Genomic DNA, 17,813 nt, shown 5'->3' with positions numbered 1-17,813 from the left:
CTTATATCAAGTTTCGAAAGGGCCTGGCTTTCTACTTATCGATTTGACTTAGAGGTGTAATGGGAAGGGCTGACTGTAAGTATTTTTCCAATACTCCACTGAAAGAGAAGGAGTAGCTCAATCGCCAATGACCTCAGAAATATTTAACAAGCTTTCTAAGTCAAATTGCACTCACCCTAAGTCAAATTGCACTCACCAATCATGCAACCAATCAGATAGGCACACTTATCCAGACAGAAGTGTTTCCAGACATAAGTGTTCAACAGTCTTCATAACGCATCGTTGAGAAAACATCCCCCCAAATAAGCACCGTTACAGAATTGATTTGGAGAACTGGCTGAAAGTTCACTTGAGAATTTCTACAATTACCTTGAGTCAGATACGAAGTAAGTCAGATGCGAAGAGTAGCCCACCGCTAAAGATCGGACTGAAAATGTATATTCATACATTTTCGAGGGCTGGGTGCCCTTTTTCCTAACTTCCTAGGTAAGCTGCCTTGTGATACAGGCGAAAATCAGTCGGCACAGCGATAAGCGTGTGCCAAACTGATCATATAGTTTCTCTGCTAAGCGGTAGCGCTTTTAGGGCCGAGGAAAAACCACAGTATCAACCCTATTACAGGCAAGAACAGGACAAGTAATATCCAGATCAACTTTGTCCCCGTACCACTTCCAGACTGTACGATATTTAAAATTGCCCAAATATCGGCAACCAGTATCAAAAAACCTAATATGCCACCTACTTGAATATCCATACTTGCTTCCTTCTTAAAGAATCTCTCATTAACTGATTATTGAGTGGGAGGCTCTCGCTTCGTTATAAGGTGTGCAACCAACGAAACCACAAATAGCAACGCAAATACCACAAACAGCACCTTAGCTAGATCAAGAGCGCTACCGGTGGGGCCAGAAAGGCCGAAAAGCCCAGCGACAACTGACAACGCTAAAAAGATGTTTGCCCAAACGAGCATTGGTGACCTCTATCCTCTTCAAAATCAAACCATGAAATTTTGTGAATAGCGCCTTACTCAAAGCCCGAGAGAACCGAGCCTTCTTAAGTTTCAGCGAGAAGAACCAATCGGTCCCTCCTACCACACTTGATAGGTTGCAACCTCCGTGCCAGCAAATTCCTTTAAATTATCGTTAAATTTCCCAATAATTTTGTAGCAATTACAAATCTTGCCCCACCTATTAGATAATTTTTACAGAAACTCTCCCGTAAAACAGACTAACTGCAACTCTACTAAGCCCAATCCCGCGGCATTGCTACATTTTTTTAAGTTGGCATACTCCTTGAATAACTCTTATTGGAAACTTAGAAAATCAATGCTTCACAGAACAATTTTCTACGTACTAATCGCAATACATCTACTGAGAAAGAGGACTTACAAGATGAACAAGCTGATTTTAATTTTTTCGATCATGTTCACCGCTTTTACCCTGACTGCATGTGACATTGATGAAGGTGGCGCTGAGGAATTTGGCGAGTCTGTTGATCAAACCGCAGAGGACATCGGCAACAGTATCGAGGATGCCTGCGAAGACGTGAAAGAGGGCGTAAACAGCAAGGATAAGGATTGCTAATCCAATAAAATAGAGTGGCGCTCGCCGGCTGATTCCAATGCCGGCGCCCCTCAAATCGTTCTCGGCAAATGGCTCTTTAAATTGAAACGCTCCACTCCTTGAATCGCTGTAAAATTCAACCCTGCACAAGCGTTTTAAAACCATCGCAAAGCACAACTTCACATATTTAAACTCCCTCCACAGGCAGGCTTTCAGAAAGTTCTGAGCGCCAAGGTTGTGTTTTGCAAATTCGTCCCAATTAAGAAATACCCTTTGAGATAACAATTTTTTGTGAAAACTGGTTGCTTCAAGTTCCGCAATCACCGCAAACTAGGTTGTCTATTTAATCCCTACTAGAGAGGAGCTGGGATCTTGCAACGGGTATTATTGGTAGATGACGACGAAAACTTTACGAGCGCAGTCTCCCCGCTAATTGAAAATATGGGGTTTACTGTAGATGTAGCCGACAGCGTAAGTGAAGCCCGCAGCCACCTCGCCCGCAATCGCTATCACACTTTACTACTTGATTTGATGCTGCCCGAAGGCAGCGGATTTGATGTACTGGACTCTCTCGCCCTGGACCGAACACCCGACCAAATTGCCTTTGTTACCGGTCACAGTGCCATCAGATCCATGGTTGATCACCTTGCCGGCCCCAATATGACCTACCTGGTCAAGCCGATCGAGATCAAGCAGTTACAAGAGTTACTACTCCGGAAAAAGTCGACAGCGCCCAGCACCTACAAACGGCATTTCGGGGTCTTGGTTGGAGAATCCCCGGCCATGCAATCACTGTACGACATGATCGAAAAAGTTGCGCAAACACAAGCTAATGTGTTGATCCAAGGTGAGAGCGGCACCGGTAAGGAACTCGTCGCTCAGGCGATTCACAATGCCTCCGCCGCGCAAGGTCCACTCGTAGCCGCCAACTGTGGGGCTATTTCCGCGGAGTTGATTGGTAGCGAACTATTTGGTCACGAAAAAGGCGCTTTTACCGGCGCTGTAGCGCGAAAACCCGGGCTATTCGAACGCGCCAATGACGGTACCCTCTTTCTGGATGAAGTGACGGAGATGCCGATCGATCAGCAGCCGAACCTTTTGAGGGTACTGGAGACCGGTAAGGTAACCCGGCTTGGGGGCACCACAGAGCTGGAAGTCTCCTGCCGAGTGGTCTCCGCCACCAACCGCAGCAATGAAAACATTGCCGATGGCGGTCATCTGCGCGAGGATATCTACTTCCGCCTGGCAGTCTTTCCTCTGCAACTCCCTCCGTTGCGTGATAGAAAAGAAGATATCCCGCTACTGGCACAGTCATTTATCGACCAGATGAATGAAGAATACGGGACCAGCTACACCCTCGATAACCACGTTTTAGATGCGCTGCTCAGTTACGACTGGCCGGGAAATGTACGCGAGTTGCGCCACGCACTGCACCGCGCATTTATTTTGTCTGACCGCAACCAAAATACACTCACGCTACCGCCGCAACTCGGATCACCTTTTGGCCGCTCAAGCACAACGACAACAAATTCTGAAGAAAACCAGGCTTCTGACTCTCCCGTCCAGCTAGAGGCGGGAAACACTATCGAAGCCATGGAAAAACAATTAATTGCAAACACTTTGGAGGCAGTCGATGGCAATAAAAAGCAGGCTGCAGAATTACTCGGTATTAGCTTGAAAACCCTGTACAACCGCCTTAACCAGTACAAGCAGGATGGACAATGAGCGAAAATAATATTCATCACAAGCTTCGCAACCTGATGAACAATATTGCTATGAATGCGGAGCTGGCAAAATTGCAGTTAAGCCAGCAAGCCCCCCCTGAAAAGATTCTGGCAAGCCTCGAAAAGGTTACCGAAGGTTGCAAAGGCTGCGCCGAAGTACTCGACAGCGAGTCTCACAACAATGGATAAGAAACCTTCCAAATTACGCTACTTCTGGACAGCCCTTATCTTAGGGCTCTGCTTCTTATTTGTTGCTAATAGCTACCATACTTACCTCAATCTCAATGAACTCGGGGAAAATGCAGCTCGCTCGGGGCAAACTCAAAGCATCTTACAGTTGGCGAGTGATACTTACTTTGCCGTGCATACTGCCGAGCTGCGATTAAGGGAATTCAAGCAAAATAAAACGCCCTCAAATCTGGAAAAGTACGAGAACGCGGTTGCGCGCGCCTCGGAACTCGTCACCAAGTTGCGCAACAAGGAAACCGAAATTCCAGAACAGGCCATTCGTTTTGAAGAGCTCGAGCGGCTGCTTAACCGCCACTACAGCGCAATTGGTGCTGCGGTAACCCAGCATATCCCTAGCACAAACCCAGCTGATAGCCCCAACGCTCAAGACAACCAAGAAACGATAGAGCTAAACACCGCCCAGGATACACGTGAAGCCAGAAGCTTGGCCCAGACAATGGAAGCCAGCCACGATAGCCTTGAGATGCTCTCTGAGCTCATCGCCACTATCGAAGAAGAAGAATTTAAACATATCCAGTCGCTGATGGATGATTCCGCTCTGCGACGCCAGGAAGTTACCCGCGCGGTCCTGTTCGCCAATTGCCTGGGTATCGGTTTGATTCTGGTGATCGCCATGCTGACCAGCCGCTCCATGCGTCAGCAAAGTGAATATGCAAAACAACTCGAGCAGCGGGTTGCCGAACGTACCCAGGAACTGGAATTGTATTCACAGGAATTAACCCGCAGTAACCGTGAGTTGCAAAATTTTGCCTTTGTCGCCTCTCACGATCTACAGGAGCCCCTGCGCAAGATCCGAGCATTTGGCGACCGACTCACTGATCGTTACAGTGAAAAACTCGGTGACGGGAAGGACTATGTCATGCGTATGCAGAGTGCTGCGAAGCGTATGTCTAAATTAATTGAGGACCTCCTCGCCTTTTCACGTACCTCTACGAGGACGACCCCCTTTGAAGCAGTAGACCTTAACTTGGTCGTCGAAGAAGTGCTCGATGACCTGCAAATTAAGAGGGAAGAGACCAACGCACAGATTGAAGTCCAGCCGCTGCCAATGATCCAAGCTGACCCAATGCAGATGTCTCAACTATTCCTCAATCTAATCGGGAATGCGCTCAAATTTATAAAACCGGATAACACCCCAATCATTCGGGTTGAATGCGAGAAAGCGGAAATTTCTCACGCAGATATCACCGTGCCAGGATACCGTATTACCGTAAGCGACAATGGTATTGGCTTTGATGAGCAATACGTTGAAAAAGTTTTTTCAGCGTTTCAACGGCTGCATGGTCGCAATGAATACGAAGGGACGGGCATAGGCCTCGCCATCTGCAGAAGAATCATGGAGCGTCATTGCGGAGAAATTGACGCTAGCAGTACACCAGGGGTGGGAACAACTTTCGAACTATTAATACCAGAAACACCCCCTGTACAAGTAGAATATAATGATTCTGAACCGCGCTTACTCGATACCGGTTCGCAGTCGTATCAGAGCATTAAACTTTAAGAGAATGATTTATGCAGGCAGCCAAATCCATCAACATTGTCCTCGCGGATGATGACAAGGACGATCAGCTACTCACTCGCGAAGCGCTCGAAGAAAGCCTCGTTAAAAGCGAGCTCTCCATCGTAAATGATGGCGTTGAGTTATTATCATTTTTAAAACGGGAAGGCGAGTACGAACACCTTTCCAATGAATCTCTGCCCGACCTTATCCTGCTGGATTTAAATATGCCGCGCATGGATGGTCGCCAGGCGCTTGCGGCCATCAAAGCAGACCCGGATTTTCGGCGTATCCCGGTGGTGATTCTCACAACCTCTAAAGCCGAAGAAGACATGCTCAAGTCCTATGATCTTGGTGCAGCTTCCTATTTATCAAAGCCGGTCACCTTCGAGGGATTGGTAGACTTGATGCGCTCTTTGGGTCGTTACTGGGTCGAATTCGTTGAGTTTCCTGGTAAGCAACGGAGTTACCAGTAATATCCTTCCCCGCGGGGTACCAATAAATTAATCAGTCAGGCAGGTTGTTGAGATGAGCGTCACCAGGTTACTGCTGGTAGAAGATGACGAAGACGATTTTATTATTGCACGGGATCTTCTGCAGGACATTAATCCTGATGGCTACCAGATTGTGTGGGCTCGCTCGCCAGAAGAGGCTCACAAGCATTTTTGTTCCAGCAACTTCGATGTATGCCTGCTCGACTACTCCTTGGGGGCATTTACCGGCCTGCAGATTCTGGCAGAGGCCCAGCGACAGGGATTCGATGCCCCAATTATTATGCTCACCGGCCACGACGATAGCGCTCTCGATGCAGAGGCGCTATCAGCCGGCGCTGTCGACTATCTGGTAAAGTCCCAGCTCACCGCGGCCCGACTGAGCCGGGCTATCCGCTATGCAGTGGCGCGTCGGGATATGGAACAGGAGCGTTTGGAACGACTCAAAGCCGAAGCAGAGAACAAGTCAAAAAGTGAATTTCTGGCCCATCTGAGCCACGAATTGCGCACACCTTTAACCTCTATATTGGGCTATACCGACCTCCTACTACAAAATCAACCGGAGCAGCCACAGCTAGATCACCTGAGCATTATCAAGCGCAATGGCTACCATCTGCTGAGTTTATTAAACGATGTACTCGATTTATCAAAAATAGAAGCGGGCCGACTGGAAATACAATCCAGCGAACTGGCACTTCCCAGCTTTCTAACAGAACTCTATCAATTAATCACCATCAAGGCAGAAGACAAAGGCATTCGCTTTCACATAGAGGCCCTCACAGAACTCCCCTCCCAGATCATTACCGATGCAACGCGACTGAGGCAAATTCTATTAAATTTTCTCAGTAACGCTGTAAAATTCACAGATGAAGGAGAGGTGCGTCTCGATATTTTTGCCACCCGCTTAGAGGACAGCTGCCGTTTAAGCTTTCGTGTAATCGATACCGGGATTGGTATATCTCCAAGCGAACAGAAAAAACTATTCACCCCATTTGTTCAGGCCAAAGGTGAAAGTTACCGTTCAGAGCTGGGTTCAGGCCTGGGGCTTGCTATTAGTCAACAGTTAGCCCATCTGCTGGGAGGAGAAATATCCTTGCAAAGTGAAATTGGGGCCGGCAGCTGTTTCACCCTCACACTAGAGTGCAAACATCCCACAGAGTATCACTACCAAACCTGGGATCTTCAACAGCCAACAGCATCCATTCACTTTGAATCACCCTGTTTATCCGGTCAGGTATTAGTCGTCGATGACCTGAGAGAAATTCGCGAACTGGTCGCCCACTTATTGGAAGGCGCCGGCTGTAAGGTTCAACAGGCTGCGAATGGCCGTGAAGCAATAAACCTATTACAGATGGCTCGCGATAATAACAAGCCATTCGATTTGGTCGTGATGGATGTTCAGATGCCGGTGATGGACGGCCTCACCGCTACCCAGGAATTACGAAAACTGGAATTTGAAATACCCATTATTGCGCTCACCGCACAAACAATGCTTGGCGAACGGCAGCGCTGTCTGGATGCGGGCTGTAGTGAACACCTGGGTAAACCTGTGCAGCCAGACCAATTATTTGACCTTCTTGCGAAGTACCTCTCGGATTCAACAGTCGACAAAAAGCTAATTCTTATTGAAGACGATGAGGATGCGCGCAGTGCAACCCAGCAACTGCTCTCGGCATTGGGCTGGGAAGCGAAAGCTTGTGGTGATGGTGAATCTGCGCTGCAGCTCTTTGAAACTTACCAGCCAAGTCTCATTTTAATGGACATAAATCTCCCAGATATAGATGGTTTCACACTGGCCAAAAGAATGCGAGACATGGCCTACACCGGTAGACTCTTGGCCGCTACCGGCGAAATCCCGAGCTCAGACAAACTTGCCGAGTCTGGATTTGATGGCGTTCTCAGTAAACCCTATGACCTTAGTAAGCTCGCCCAACTATAATGGCCAACACTTTTTGCGATCCTTTTCCCATTTGTTCTTTTATCGGAACTGGAAACAGGTTTTCGTGAAAGATTTTTAAGCATGCCAAAATTGGGGCAGCCATAAGTGCCCCTCCAACACCCCAAATCCAAGTCCAAAAGACCACGGCCATAAAGACCGAGATTGGGGAGAGTTTCAATCTTTGCCCAACAATTGAGGGGGTAATCAAATGTCCCTCAAGCGTCGTAATCACCATAAAGGCTGCTGGCGCTAAAAGCCCCGCCCATAGCGTTTCATAGGACACCAATCCAACGATTGTTAGCAGGCAAACCGTTATTAGTGGACCGACATAGGGAGCAAAATTCAAAAGTCCTGCCAGACAACCCCATAATAAAGGGTTTGGGAAATTCAACATCCATAATACGAATGATGTAATAATCGCCTGCGCCAGATTGACTAACGCGATCGTATTTAAATAGGTTGATATTTGTCTTCTAATCTGCGTGGCAATACTCATTAAATGCCGGCGCCCTTGAAAATCACGACCAAACTGACCAATATGCCGGGCAATACTGCCGCGACTGGAGAGCAGAAAAAAAGTTAGAACAATAATGATCAATGCTTGACTGGACAGAGTTGGAATATCATCGGTAACAACACTTTTCAGCCAGCTTTCTTTTTCAACCGATACTGTTACATGGCTTTGATCTTCCGACTTACCCAGCTTCGCCACTTCATCCCCTGCCTTACGTAAATCCAGCAGGGGTTTTTGTACGATATTGAGTTTTTCTCGAACTTCAGCAGTTTTTTGTGGCCACCGCTCTATCCAATCACTAGCGGGTTCAGCCAATAGACGCCCTGCAAGAAATATCATAAACACAGCGATAAGAACCAAAACACCTGCAGAGATAGGGTTAGGTATCCCTTTTTGCGATGTCCAACGGACAATAGGGGACAATAGAAGAGAGCTCATCCACGCTAAAGTGAATGGCAGAAGGACTGTTCGCCCCAGGTAAAGGGCTGCTATGACCGCCAGAGCCGTTAATATAACGATGCAGGTGGTAAGAACTTTGAACTGTCGACCACCTCCAGTTTCAGCACAAATATTGGGAGATCCTATAGATTCTCGATTAATACTATCTTGTTCATTCACTCAGATATCCATCCTCGTTGAACCACCTATATACAGGCCCCCAACATATAATCTCTCACCAAGGTCTACTGATCTCCCCTCAAAGCTGTCACCCTATATAAACTTCTTATGACTTGTTTCTTCAAGAAGCAGCTGACCCGTCTTCGTTAAACTCATCCCAAAGCTGAAGGCCATAATCCACCAGGATGCTGTAGCTCAACCCAGAAAATAGGACTTTCAACCTTTCCTTACCTAACCCGGTAAATGCTCGCTCCGAAGCAAAACCTGCGCTACATATTGCCGCTAAGCTAATTGGTTTCACCGCAATTTTTTCCGAACAAGTTTTTAATCCAAACAAAGCTTTCTTAGTGTTAATCAAGCCATTTTTTTCAGTTAGCCTCGCTGCCTCGACAGCTGCTTTTTCATTTTTCAGTAGGAGATCCAGCATCGGGGGCCTCACTTTCAAAAACATTGAGATCAATAGTAATCAGGCGTAATAGACGCCTGCTTTGGCGCCACAACAGTACTATTGCCAGTAATTGCATACAAAAAATAACCGGCAAACCCCAGGCCCAATGACCCAGTAATTGCCATATGGCATAGGCTGCACTAAGGGAAAGAGCAAACCAGCTGAGCGCAATAACAGCACCAAGGCTTACGAGGGTAACCAGGGAAAGGGAGACGGCCGCCAGACTCAATCTCCACTGAGCCCCAATTAATGCCAAACGCCCTCTGAGCACTTGCTCTAATGCTGACAACAGCGCCTGAGCCGTTACGCTCAGACGCTGCCAGTCAGACACCTCAACAGAGTCCTCTACTCCAGAGCTGCATTGCTGTGCGTTTTTAAAGTCCGTCATATTTTAACGACGACGAATTAAGGCGCTGACAATCGCGCCAGTAGCAAACGCTATACCTGCGGCTGCCCATGGATTTTTCTTCGCAAATCCCTCTACTTCTGAACGGGTTTGGCTTGCCGTCTGCTTGAACTGGTCCCGTTTTTGCGCGAGAGAATCAGAGGAGCTTGCTGCGGTTTCCCGAATCTTCTCCTCCGCTACCGCCGCTCTATCAGAGAGACTATCTACCGCCGAGTGAGCTCGTTCTCTCGCCATTTCGGATAGAAGCGCTTCATCTCGTGCAACATCTTTACCGTTCACACTTTTATTCGCATTTTTTGAGTTCGCTGCTGTAGCCATGTGTATCACCTATTTTGCAAAGTTCGCTGAGGAACTTGCAGGTAGCATGCCAACTCCATTTCTGTCGCCCAAAGCTCTTTATAGCCTCTCTATAACCACCATAGAGACGCATCATTTAACAAAAGCAGGTTATAGCGTGGAAAGTTTTCACTTTTTACAAACAAGAAAATAATAATTTTGAAAATCTTACACAGGTGAATCAACTACCACGGGGGTTCAAATTATTTAATAAGCCTAAGGATCCACCTTCCTGAGTGCTTTTCACAAATTGAATTTACCTGAAACCCAATAAGCATGCGGGTTTCAGGGCAACCAAGAAAAAATTAACCTCCCTCTCCACAAAAGTTGGCATACCGGTTGCAACCATCACATCAAGCTTCACAGCTTAGAATCAAAAATACTTTTTTCGGTTTAGCCCTACAGGGAACACACCGACAAGTAGTGCAAATATTTTCATCTGAGGATTATTGTTATGAACTATGGAAAACTATTAGCTGCAATCACACTGACTACTGGACTTGCCGGACAAGCTGTTGCACAAGAAAGCTTTGACCGCACCAAGTCTGAATTTTATGTAGGTGGTGGTTACGGCCAATACTCCATTAAGTGGGATAACGAAGAAACCGATTTCGATGAAGATGCTGAAGTAGTCAAAATTTACGGCGGGATGAAAATCAATGAGTATCTCGGTGCTGAAATTGGTTACCTGAACTTTGATGAAGCCAACGATTTCGACAATAACGCAGAAATTGATGGCTTTACCTTTGCCGGAATTTTATCTGCACCACTTCATGAGCGTGTCTCTGTGTATCTAAAAGGTGGTTGGTTTACCTGGGAAGCTGAAGTGAAATCTGACCTACCTGTTATCGGCCGGGTTTCTGAAGACTTGGACGGCGGTGATTGGTTCTACGGAGCTGGGGTAAAAGTAGGTGTAATGGAAAATCTTGATCTGCGCTTAGAGTATGAACGCTTTGATCTGGATGATGACATTGAGCCGCAAATTGATATTGCTTCCGCTTCCTTGCAGTTCGCCTTTTAAAACGGGAAATCCACTTCACTGTAGAGGTACATGGACGTGCCTCTATCAGTGAATACCTAATTCATCACAGAAGGAGACAGACATGAAGTCACCAAAACTATTCGGCAGCCTGGCATTAGTCGCAGTAATTTCTGGCTGCGCCACAGGAACCATGCCCAGCAATGAGATTGCAGAGGCGAAAGTACATATCTCCACGGCCGAGGCCGATAAAAGTGAGAAATTCGCCGCTCAACACCTCGCTACCGCGAAGGAACATTTAGGCAGTGCGCAGAGTGCGGCCGATAAACATCAATTTGATCAGGCACGCATGTTCGCAGAGAAGGCTACAGCAGATGCCAAGCTAGCCAGTGCCCAAGCGCGCTCTGAGACAACCAAGCTGAAACTCCGTGAGCTGAATGCCACGCTCTTGCAGCTCAAACGTGAAATAGATCAGGGATCTTGATCTAGCCCATACATGCAAATATCACTGCTATTTGCCATTCAACAGATAGGATTTGATCATGAATAAGTCGTTAATCTCTCTTGGCCTCGCCACTGCAGTAGTAAGCGGCTGTGCGAGCACAGATATTCCAAAACCTTTGGCCGAAGTTGAACATCAATACCAGCTCATGAGTAACAATGAAATGGCCAATCGCCATGCGGCGACACCGCTCAGAGCTGCGGGTAAAAGCGTTAGTGAGGCCAAGACAGCGTGGCAGGATGGCAATGAAAAAAGTATGGCGCATCAGGTCTATCTTGCCGAAAGAATGCTAGGCGTGGTTGAGCATGAAATCGATATTGCCGATATGGAAGCTCAATTCAAGAACGCAGACATGGTACGCGCCGGCCTTGTGCTGCAGGGTAAAAATTCTGAACTCACTCAAAAGAATCAGGAACTGAAAGAGCTGAAGAAAGAGCTCGAAAAAATGGGCAGCAAGCAAAACTCTGAAGGCAACGTCCTCACTCTTGGCGATGTACTCTTCGCCTTCGATGACCACAAGTTGCAGCCAGGTGCCAAACCCACAGTGAGAAAAGTGGCTGACTTCTTAAGCGCCCATGAAAACACCAGAGTTGTGATTGAAGGGTACACCGACTCCCTTGGTAGTGAAGAATATAATGTCGGCTTATCTGTTAAGCGTGCACAGTCAATCCAAAAGGCCCTCGTCAAGGCCGGCGTGACTAACGAACGTATTACGGTTAAAGGCTACGGAGAATCCAATCCGGTCGCCAGTAACAAATCCGCTGTAGGACGACAGCACAACCGACGCGTAGAGGTCGTACTACTCAGTGAAAATGAAACCTATGAATCCCCAACCGTTGCGCGCATGAACTAATCCTCTCCGCTACCTCCCCCAAGGTAGCCTCGAAGGCCCATCCTTCGACCCTTTTGCCACGGACCGCCAATATCCGTGGCTTTTTTATTCCCGCCCCTAAATTCCATCAATGTTGGCTATGTTTATCAAGTCGAATTTTGGCCCAGGGAGTCAATGCTGATATAACAGGAATTTTCTTAGAAAACACGCATCAAAAGAGTGGAATCTAAGAATTACCGCACGAGGCTAGAAGCTTACAGGAAAGATTCAGAGTGCGTCTCTGGAGCAGTGTACCCCTCCCTTTTGATCCGGTGGAATTGCTAATTATGTAAAAAATAAAGTCCAAAATAAGTAAGAAAAAACTGTGAGTCCCATTCAGCTGGAAAAACCTAAAGATCTCTCTAAGGCCTGTAACAACTTGAGCATTTGGCTCACCCCTTACAAAGATCTGGCAAAGAGAGGCAAATAAAATAGGGAGGACTGATAAAAATTTGGAATGGATAAAAAGAAAGCCAGGAAAAAAGCCAAAAAAGAAAGGAGGCAAGATGCCTCCTTTCTTTAGTGAACTTACTTCACTACCCGCAGGGCGGGCTTTTTCACCGATTTCTTACCCAAACTGGTGGGTGGTGTCGGCTCTGGTGGCTCTGGAGTTTCCTCAGGCTCAAATACCATACCCTGTCCATTTTCGCGGGCATAGATACCAATAACCGCCCCCACGGGGACCTGTATATCGGTGGGCACGCCGCCAAAGCGCGCATTGAACCTGATGGCATAGTTATCCATCGTCAGGCCAACCACAGCGCTCTCCGAGACATTCAGTACTATCTGTCCGTCATCGTTGACATGCTGCTGGGGCACTAGGACACCAGACAGGTGGGTATCCACCAGGATATAGGGAGTGCACCGGTTATCGGTTATCCACTCATAGAATGCCCGCAAAATATAGGGGCGATTGGATGTCATAGCCGGCTTACTCACAGAAGTATCCTCAACGCATTTCCCGTTCGTACTCGGTCAGGCTCTGCTGGAAAGCCTCGCGAGCGAACAGGCGATCCATATAATCCAGCAGTGGCTTAACCTGCTTGGTTTTGGGCAGGCTGATTTCAAATTGTTCGAGACGCCACAACAGGGGGGCCATGCAGCAATCTACCAGGGAGAACTCTTCATTAAAGAAGTACGGCAACTCGGTAAACATCGGCGCGATGCCCACGAAACTATCGCGCAGTTCCTTCCGGGCGGAAGCTGCATCCTTCCCACCGGCCAGAATCTTATCCACTAACGGACACCAGTCGCGCTCAATGCGGTGCATGATCTGGCGGCTCTGAGCGCGGGCAACCGGGTAAACCGGCAGTAGCGGCGGGTGTGGGAAACGCTCGTCCAGGTATTCCATCATTACCTTGGTTTCAAACAACACCAAATCGCGGTCTACCAGGGTCGGCAACGAATTGTAAGGGTTGAGGTCAGCGAGCTCGGCTGGTTTATCATCGGGATCGACATCAATGATATCGACGGAAACTCCCTTTTCTGCAAGCACAATGCGCACACGGTGGCTGTAGTGGCTGCGACCATCGGAAAAGAAGGTCATTGAGGAGCGCTTGTTGGTAGGCACACCCATGTTCAATCTACCTCAAACTAGTCGGTCGGCAGGCGCCAACCTTTTATTCAAAATATAAAAGGGTGGCGGAGCAACTCCACCACCCATCAAAGAGAAACCGGCGAAACTTAGTGGTGTATGTCTTTCCAGTACTCGCGGTTCAACAGCCAAGCGAAGATAAAGAATACAAAAATAAACGCCAGCACGTAGAAACCAATGCGCTTGCGATCTTCAGCCATAGGCTCGGCAATGTACTCCATAAAGTTAACCAAGTCATACATAGCTTGGTCGAACTCTTCAGGATTCATGGAGCCCTTCACGCTGCCCACTTTCAGGCTGCCACAATCCGCATCCATAATGGGGTTGCCCAGCTCATCGCGCACAATCTTACCGTGGTCGCGCTTAGGGCCGGGAGCACACTCCGGCAAACCCTGCAGCTCCATCAAAACATGGGGCATAGCGACACTGGGGAATACCAGGTTGTTCACACCGGTAGCCCGACTGTCATCCTTGTAGAAACTGCGGAGATAAGTGTAGAGCCATTCCGGGGAGCGGGAACGAGCCACCAGCGTCAGGTCCGGCGGCGTGGCGCCGAACCATACTTTGGAGTCGTCTGGGCGCATGGAGATCTCCATCAGGTTACCGATCTTGTCGTTGCCCAGAACCAGATTCTGCATCATCAGCTCATTAGGGATATCCAGATCGGTGGCAACGCGCTCCCAACGGGAGTAGTTGGCACTGTGACAGCCCATGCAGTAGTTGACGAAGTACTTGGCACCGCGCTGCAGGGACGGCTTGTCCTGCAGGTCGATATCGATGTGGTCCAGCTCAACGCTGGACTCGGCACCAACCGCCTTAATCGGGATAAGGGTCAGTAGTCCGACAACCACGATACCAATAAACAGGATACCGAAAGTCTTCGCACCAGACGGGCTGGTTACACGCTCAGGCTCCGGATATACGTCATCGCGGTTAGTAATCCACGGCAGAGCGGCAAAGAAGCCCGCCAGCAGAAGGGTTACCACAGCCATGAAGGTATTCACAGAGAGGTTGGCAACGGCCATCCACAGGAACAGTACACCGAAGCCGATGCTTACAACCCAGGAACCAATGCCTTTTTTGCTCTTCGGATTCGTCCAGACCGGCATGGTCAGGAAGAAGGCGAAGTAGAACAGAGTCGCCACCTGAGACAGGAAGTTGCGTTCAGGGGTCGGAGATTTAACACCAAGATAACCGAGGATAATAAATACCGCAGCGAACACCAGCAGCAATGCCTTGGGCAACCAGCCTTTGTAGCGGATGGAACGCACCGGGCTCTTATCCAGCCAGGGCAATACAAACAGCACAGCAATCGCCGCGCCCATAGCAACAGTACCGAGGAATTTAGCCGGCAGAGGACCAATATCCATAGTTACTGCGCGCAACACAGCATAGAAAGGTGTGAAGTACCAAACCGGGGCGATGTGCGGCGGTGTCTTCAGCGGGTTTGCCTCTTCGAAGTTAGCGTACTCCAGGAAGAAGCCGCCCATCTCGGGGAAGAAGAACACCACGGTTGCGAAGATAAACAGGAATACCGCAATACCAACCAGGTCGTGAACAGAGTAATAGGGATGGAAAGGCACACCGTCTTTGGGGATACCGTTCTCGTCCTTGTTCTTCTTGATCTCGATACCGTCTGGGTTATTGGAGCCCACTTCGTGCAGCGCAAGAATGTGCAATACCACCAACAATACCAGTACCAGAGGCAGGGCAATGACGTGCAGGGAGAAGAAGCGGGTCAGAGTAATACCGGAAATCAGGTAGTCACCACGAATCCACTCCACCAGGGTGTCACCGATACCGGGAATAGCGCCAAACAGGGATACGATCACCTGGGCTCCCCAGTAGGACATCTGGCCCCAGGGCAGTACGTAGCCCATAAAGGCTTCCGCCATCAGCACCAGGTAGATACACATACCGAAGATCCACACCAGCTCGCGGGGCGGCTTATAAGAGCCGTACATCAGACCGCGGAACATATGTAGATACACCACCACGAAGAAGGCAGACGCACCCGTCGAGTGGAGGTATCGGATCAACCAACCCCACTCCACATCGCGCATGATGTATTCCACGGAGGCAAAGGCATCTTCCGCAGAAGGTGTATAGCTCATAACCAGCCAGATACCGGTCAGCAGCTGGTTGACCAGTACCAGCAGGGAGAATACGCCGAAGAAGTACCAGAGGTTAAAGTTTTTGGGCGCGTAGTACTTGCCCATATGCTTATCCCAGGCTTGGTAGATCGGCAGACGCTGATCAACCCAGTCACCGAAATTTGCTAGCCATTTCATGCAGCGCCCTCCTGGTCTACACCAATCACGATTACAGCATCGCTCTCATAGGAATAAGGCGGAACCTCCAGATTGGTAGGCGCCGGAACACCAGCGTATACACGGCCAGCCATATCGTACTTGGAACCGTGACAGGGACAGAAGAAGCCCCCCATCCAGTCGTCACCACCCAGGTCGGCAGCACCGACTTCAGGGCGGTACATCGGCGCACAGCCCAGGTGGGTACACAGGCCAACCAGAACCAACAGCTTCGGCTTGATAGAGCGGTTTTCCGGGTTTACATAAGCCGGCTGGATAGACTCCTCGGAATTGGGGTCCCGCAATAGCGGTTCCACCTTTTCCAGGTCTTGCAAAATCTCGTCGGTACGACGGACCACATATACCGGCTTGCCACGCCACTCAACGGTGACCATCTGGCCCGGCTCAATTTTGCTAATGTTGTACTTAACCGGAGCACCCGCAGCTTTCGCCTTGGCACTCGGCTTCCAGGAAGCGACGAAAGGTACGGCCACCCCAACCGCACCCGCACCACCAACTACAGAGGTAGCAGCGGTTAAGAAACGGCGCCGTCCTACATTTACACCGTCATCACTCATGACGTAGTTCTCCCATCACAGCGATCCCAGACAAGCCGGAAATGCGCTGGCCCAAACCCAAAAAGTCTTGAAAGAAGTCCCGCTCCGGCAGATTGCCCGCGCGAATAAACCCCACAAATCAAGCGGATACAAATCCGCGCAATGTTAAAGAAAATGCCATTTTGATACAAGGCAAAGACCTGGGGAACGTCTGGAATTGCGCGGTGAAATTGCGAGAAATTGAACAATTCCCGGTTGGAAATTCCAAATCACAACTACCGGATAGAAAAAAGCCCGGCAGTTGCCGGGCCAAAAAGAAAGCTTAACGCTTGGAGAATTGCGGCTTCTTACGCGCTTTGCGCAGACCCACTTTCTTACGTTCAACTTCACGGGCGTCGCGGGTAACAAAACCAGCGGCGCGCAGCGGTTGACGCAGCTCCTCATCGTACTGCATCAGGGCGCGGGTCAGGCCGTGACGGATTGCACCCGCCTGACCGAAGGAACCACCACCTTTAACAGTTGCGATGATGTCGAATTTCTCGACCATGTCGACCTTTTCCAGCGGCTGACGCACGATCATGCGAGCCACCTGGCGGCCAAAGTATTCGTCCAGGCTGCGACCATTTACGCTGATCTTGCCTTCACCGGGTACGATGAATACACGAGCAGTGGAGGTCTTGCGGCGGCCGGTACCGTAGTATTGAGTAGTTGCCATCAGATTTCTTCCCGTTTAGATCGCCAGTTCAATCGGCTGTTGCGCCGTGTGAGGATGTTCACTACCGCCGTATACTTTCAGCTTCTTGAACATGGCGCGACCCAGAGGACCTTTCGGCAGCATGCCTTTAACGGCGCTTTGAATGGTGCGCTCGGGCGCTTTTTCGATCAGCTTTTCGAAGCTGATGGACTTGAGACCACCGGGATAGCCGGAGTGGCTGTGGTAGATCTTGTCTTTGGCCTTGTTGCCGGTCACGCGAACCTTCTCGGCATTGATCACAATGATGTAATCGCCAGTGTCCACGTGGGGCGTGTATTCAGGCTTGTGCTTGCCGCGCAGGCGGTGGGCGATCTCGGCGGAAATACGGCCGAGGGTCTTGTCCGCAGCGTCAACAATGTACCAGTCGCGTTTTACCGCTTCTGGCTTGGCACTGTATGTCTTCATGTTATAAACACCTGTAATATGACCCCCTGGTATTAGGGGCCGTCCCACAAAAGAGCG

General features: G+C 49.1%; 21 protein-coding genes. 9 read left to right on the top strand and 12 right to left on the bottom strand.

The genetic code is table 11. The features are described 5' to 3' along the window. Positions 1-565: 565 nt before the first annotated feature. Together ACXAFI_RS04035 and ACXAFI_RS04030 are read right to left on the bottom strand one after the other, a co-directional pair. Positions 566-754 (bottom strand): PLDc N-terminal domain-containing protein, encoded by a 189-nt coding sequence (locus ACXAFI_RS04035; protein WP_152454533.1) that lies wholly within the window; start codon positions 752-754, stop codon positions 566-568. A gap of 36 nt (positions 755-790) precedes the next feature. Continuing rightward, on the bottom strand, positions 791-970 hold the full coding sequence (locus tag ACXAFI_RS04030; protein WP_475107776.1) for a DUF1328 domain-containing protein: 180 nt from the start codon (positions 968-970) through the stop codon (positions 791-793). A gap of 421 nt (positions 971-1,391) precedes the next feature. On the opposite strand from ACXAFI_RS04030, the gene ACXAFI_RS04025 reads away from it, so the two are divergent. The 6 genes from ACXAFI_RS04025 to ACXAFI_RS04000 all read left to right on the top strand — a co-directional run bounded on the left by ACXAFI_RS04025 (position 1,392) and on the right by ACXAFI_RS04000 (position 7,463). Continuing rightward, complete coding sequence (locus ACXAFI_RS04025) at positions 1,392-1,583, top strand: lipoprotein (RefSeq protein ID WP_444919730.1); 192 nt, start codon at positions 1,392-1,394, stop codon at positions 1,581-1,583. Positions 1,584-1,934: 351 nt separating this feature from the next. Next, on the top strand, positions 1,935-3,287 hold the full coding sequence (locus ACXAFI_RS04020; RefSeq protein WP_475107775.1) for a sigma-54-dependent transcriptional regulator: 1,353 nt from the start codon (positions 1,935-1,937) through the stop codon (positions 3,285-3,287). Continuing rightward, positions 3,284-3,475, top strand: a complete 192-nt coding sequence (locus ACXAFI_RS04015; RefSeq protein WP_475107774.1) for a hypothetical protein — start codon at positions 3,284-3,286, stop codon at positions 3,473-3,475. Before ACXAFI_RS04020 ends, ACXAFI_RS04015 begins: the two co-directional genes overlap by 4 nt. Further along, entirely contained in the window at positions 3,468-5,036 is a 1,569-nt protein-coding gene (locus ACXAFI_RS04010; RefSeq protein WP_475107773.1) for a sensor histidine kinase, read from the top strand. Before ACXAFI_RS04015 ends, ACXAFI_RS04010 begins: the two co-directional genes overlap by 8 nt. Positions 5,037-5,047: 11 nt before the next feature. Then, positions 5,048-5,509, top strand: a complete 462-nt coding sequence (locus ACXAFI_RS04005; RefSeq protein ID WP_475107772.1) for a response regulator — start codon at positions 5,048-5,050, stop codon at positions 5,507-5,509. 52 nt (positions 5,510-5,561) lie between these two features. Next, positions 5,562-7,463, top strand: coding sequence for a response regulator (locus ACXAFI_RS04000; protein ID WP_475107771.1), 1,902 nt, complete (start codon positions 5,562-5,564; stop codon positions 7,461-7,463). On the opposite strand, the gene ACXAFI_RS03995 is transcribed toward ACXAFI_RS04000, so the two are convergent. The 4 genes from ACXAFI_RS03995 to ACXAFI_RS03980 form a co-directional block, all read right to left on the bottom strand. Next, positions 7,441-8,595, bottom strand: coding sequence for an AI-2E family transporter (locus tag ACXAFI_RS03995; RefSeq protein ID WP_475107770.1), 1,155 nt, complete (start codon positions 8,593-8,595; stop codon positions 7,441-7,443). The two genes, ACXAFI_RS04000 and ACXAFI_RS03995, sit on opposite strands and share 23 nt — an antisense overlap. Before the next feature lie 121 nt (positions 8,596-8,716). Further along, positions 8,717-9,022 carry a hypothetical protein gene (locus ACXAFI_RS03990; RefSeq protein ID WP_475107769.1) on the bottom strand — a complete coding sequence of 102 codons (306 nt, stop codon included), beginning with the start codon at positions 9,020-9,022 and terminating at the stop codon, positions 8,717-8,719. Continuing rightward, on the bottom strand, positions 8,997-9,431 hold the full coding sequence (locus ACXAFI_RS03985; RefSeq protein WP_444919738.1) for a hypothetical protein: 435 nt from the start codon (positions 9,429-9,431) through the stop codon (positions 8,997-8,999). Before ACXAFI_RS03985 ends, ACXAFI_RS03990 begins: the two co-directional genes overlap by 26 nt. 3 nt (positions 9,432-9,434) lie before the next feature. Continuing rightward, entirely contained in the window at positions 9,435-9,767 is a 333-nt protein-coding gene (locus ACXAFI_RS03980) for an ElaB/YgaM/YqjD family protein (protein ID WP_475107768.1), read from the bottom strand. Between the two features lie 472 nt (positions 9,768-10,239). Between ACXAFI_RS03980 and ACXAFI_RS03975 the strand changes: the two genes are divergently transcribed. The 3 genes from ACXAFI_RS03975 (at position 10,240) to ACXAFI_RS03965 (ending at position 12,119) form a co-directional block, all read left to right on the top strand. Beyond that, a complete protein-coding gene (locus ACXAFI_RS03975) occupies positions 10,240-10,806 on the top strand; it encodes an outer membrane beta-barrel protein (RefSeq protein ID WP_444919740.1) in 567 nt (188 codons plus the stop codon). Positions 10,807-10,888: 82 nt separating this feature from the next. Continuing rightward, positions 10,889-11,248: a DUF4398 domain-containing protein gene (locus tag ACXAFI_RS03970; RefSeq protein ID WP_475107767.1), complete on the top strand. Its 360-nt coding sequence runs from the start codon at positions 10,889-10,891 to the stop codon at positions 11,246-11,248. 58 nt (positions 11,249-11,306) lie between these two features. Beyond that, positions 11,307-12,119 (top strand): OmpA family protein, encoded by an 813-nt coding sequence (locus ACXAFI_RS03965; RefSeq protein WP_475107766.1) that lies wholly within the window; start codon positions 11,307-11,309, stop codon positions 12,117-12,119. 546 nt (positions 12,120-12,665) lie between these two features. Here the strand turns inward: ACXAFI_RS03965 and ACXAFI_RS03960 are convergent. The 6 genes from ACXAFI_RS03960 to rplM form a co-directional block, all read right to left on the bottom strand. Continuing rightward, positions 12,666-13,061: a ClpXP protease specificity-enhancing factor gene (locus ACXAFI_RS03960; RefSeq protein WP_152456408.1), complete on the bottom strand. Its 396-nt coding sequence runs from the start codon at positions 13,059-13,061 to the stop codon at positions 12,666-12,668. Positions 13,062-13,086: 25 nt separating this feature from the next. Continuing rightward, complete coding sequence (locus ACXAFI_RS03955; RefSeq protein ID WP_152454548.1) at positions 13,087-13,713, bottom strand: glutathione S-transferase N-terminal domain-containing protein; 627 nt, start codon at positions 13,711-13,713, stop codon at positions 13,087-13,089. 107 nt (positions 13,714-13,820) lie between these two features. Next, positions 13,821-16,022, bottom strand: a complete 2,202-nt coding sequence (locus tag ACXAFI_RS03950; protein WP_475107765.1) for a ubiquinol-cytochrome c reductase — start codon at positions 16,020-16,022, stop codon at positions 13,821-13,823. Continuing rightward, positions 16,019-16,618, bottom strand: a complete 600-nt coding sequence (gene petA / locus ACXAFI_RS03945) for a ubiquinol-cytochrome c reductase iron-sulfur subunit (protein ID WP_475107764.1) — start codon at positions 16,616-16,618, stop codon at positions 16,019-16,021. Before petA ends, ACXAFI_RS03950 begins: the two co-directional genes overlap by 4 nt. A 301-nt stretch (positions 16,619-16,919) precedes the next feature. Beyond that, positions 16,920-17,312 carry a 30S ribosomal protein S9 gene (gene rpsI / locus ACXAFI_RS03940; RefSeq protein ID WP_152454551.1) on the bottom strand — a complete coding sequence of 131 codons (393 nt, stop codon included), beginning with the start codon at positions 17,310-17,312 and terminating at the stop codon, positions 16,920-16,922. A gap of 15 nt (positions 17,313-17,327) precedes the next feature. Continuing rightward, positions 17,328-17,756, bottom strand: coding sequence for a 50S ribosomal protein L13 (gene rplM, locus ACXAFI_RS03935; protein ID WP_475107763.1), 429 nt, complete (start codon positions 17,754-17,756; stop codon positions 17,328-17,330). Between the last annotated feature and the right edge of the window lie 57 nt (positions 17,757-17,813).

The organism is Microbulbifer sp. ABH2_005, from assembly GCF_056160005.1.
The sequence above is the reverse complement of the archived record's forward strand: the minus strand, read 5'-3'. Positions and strand labels throughout refer to the sequence as shown.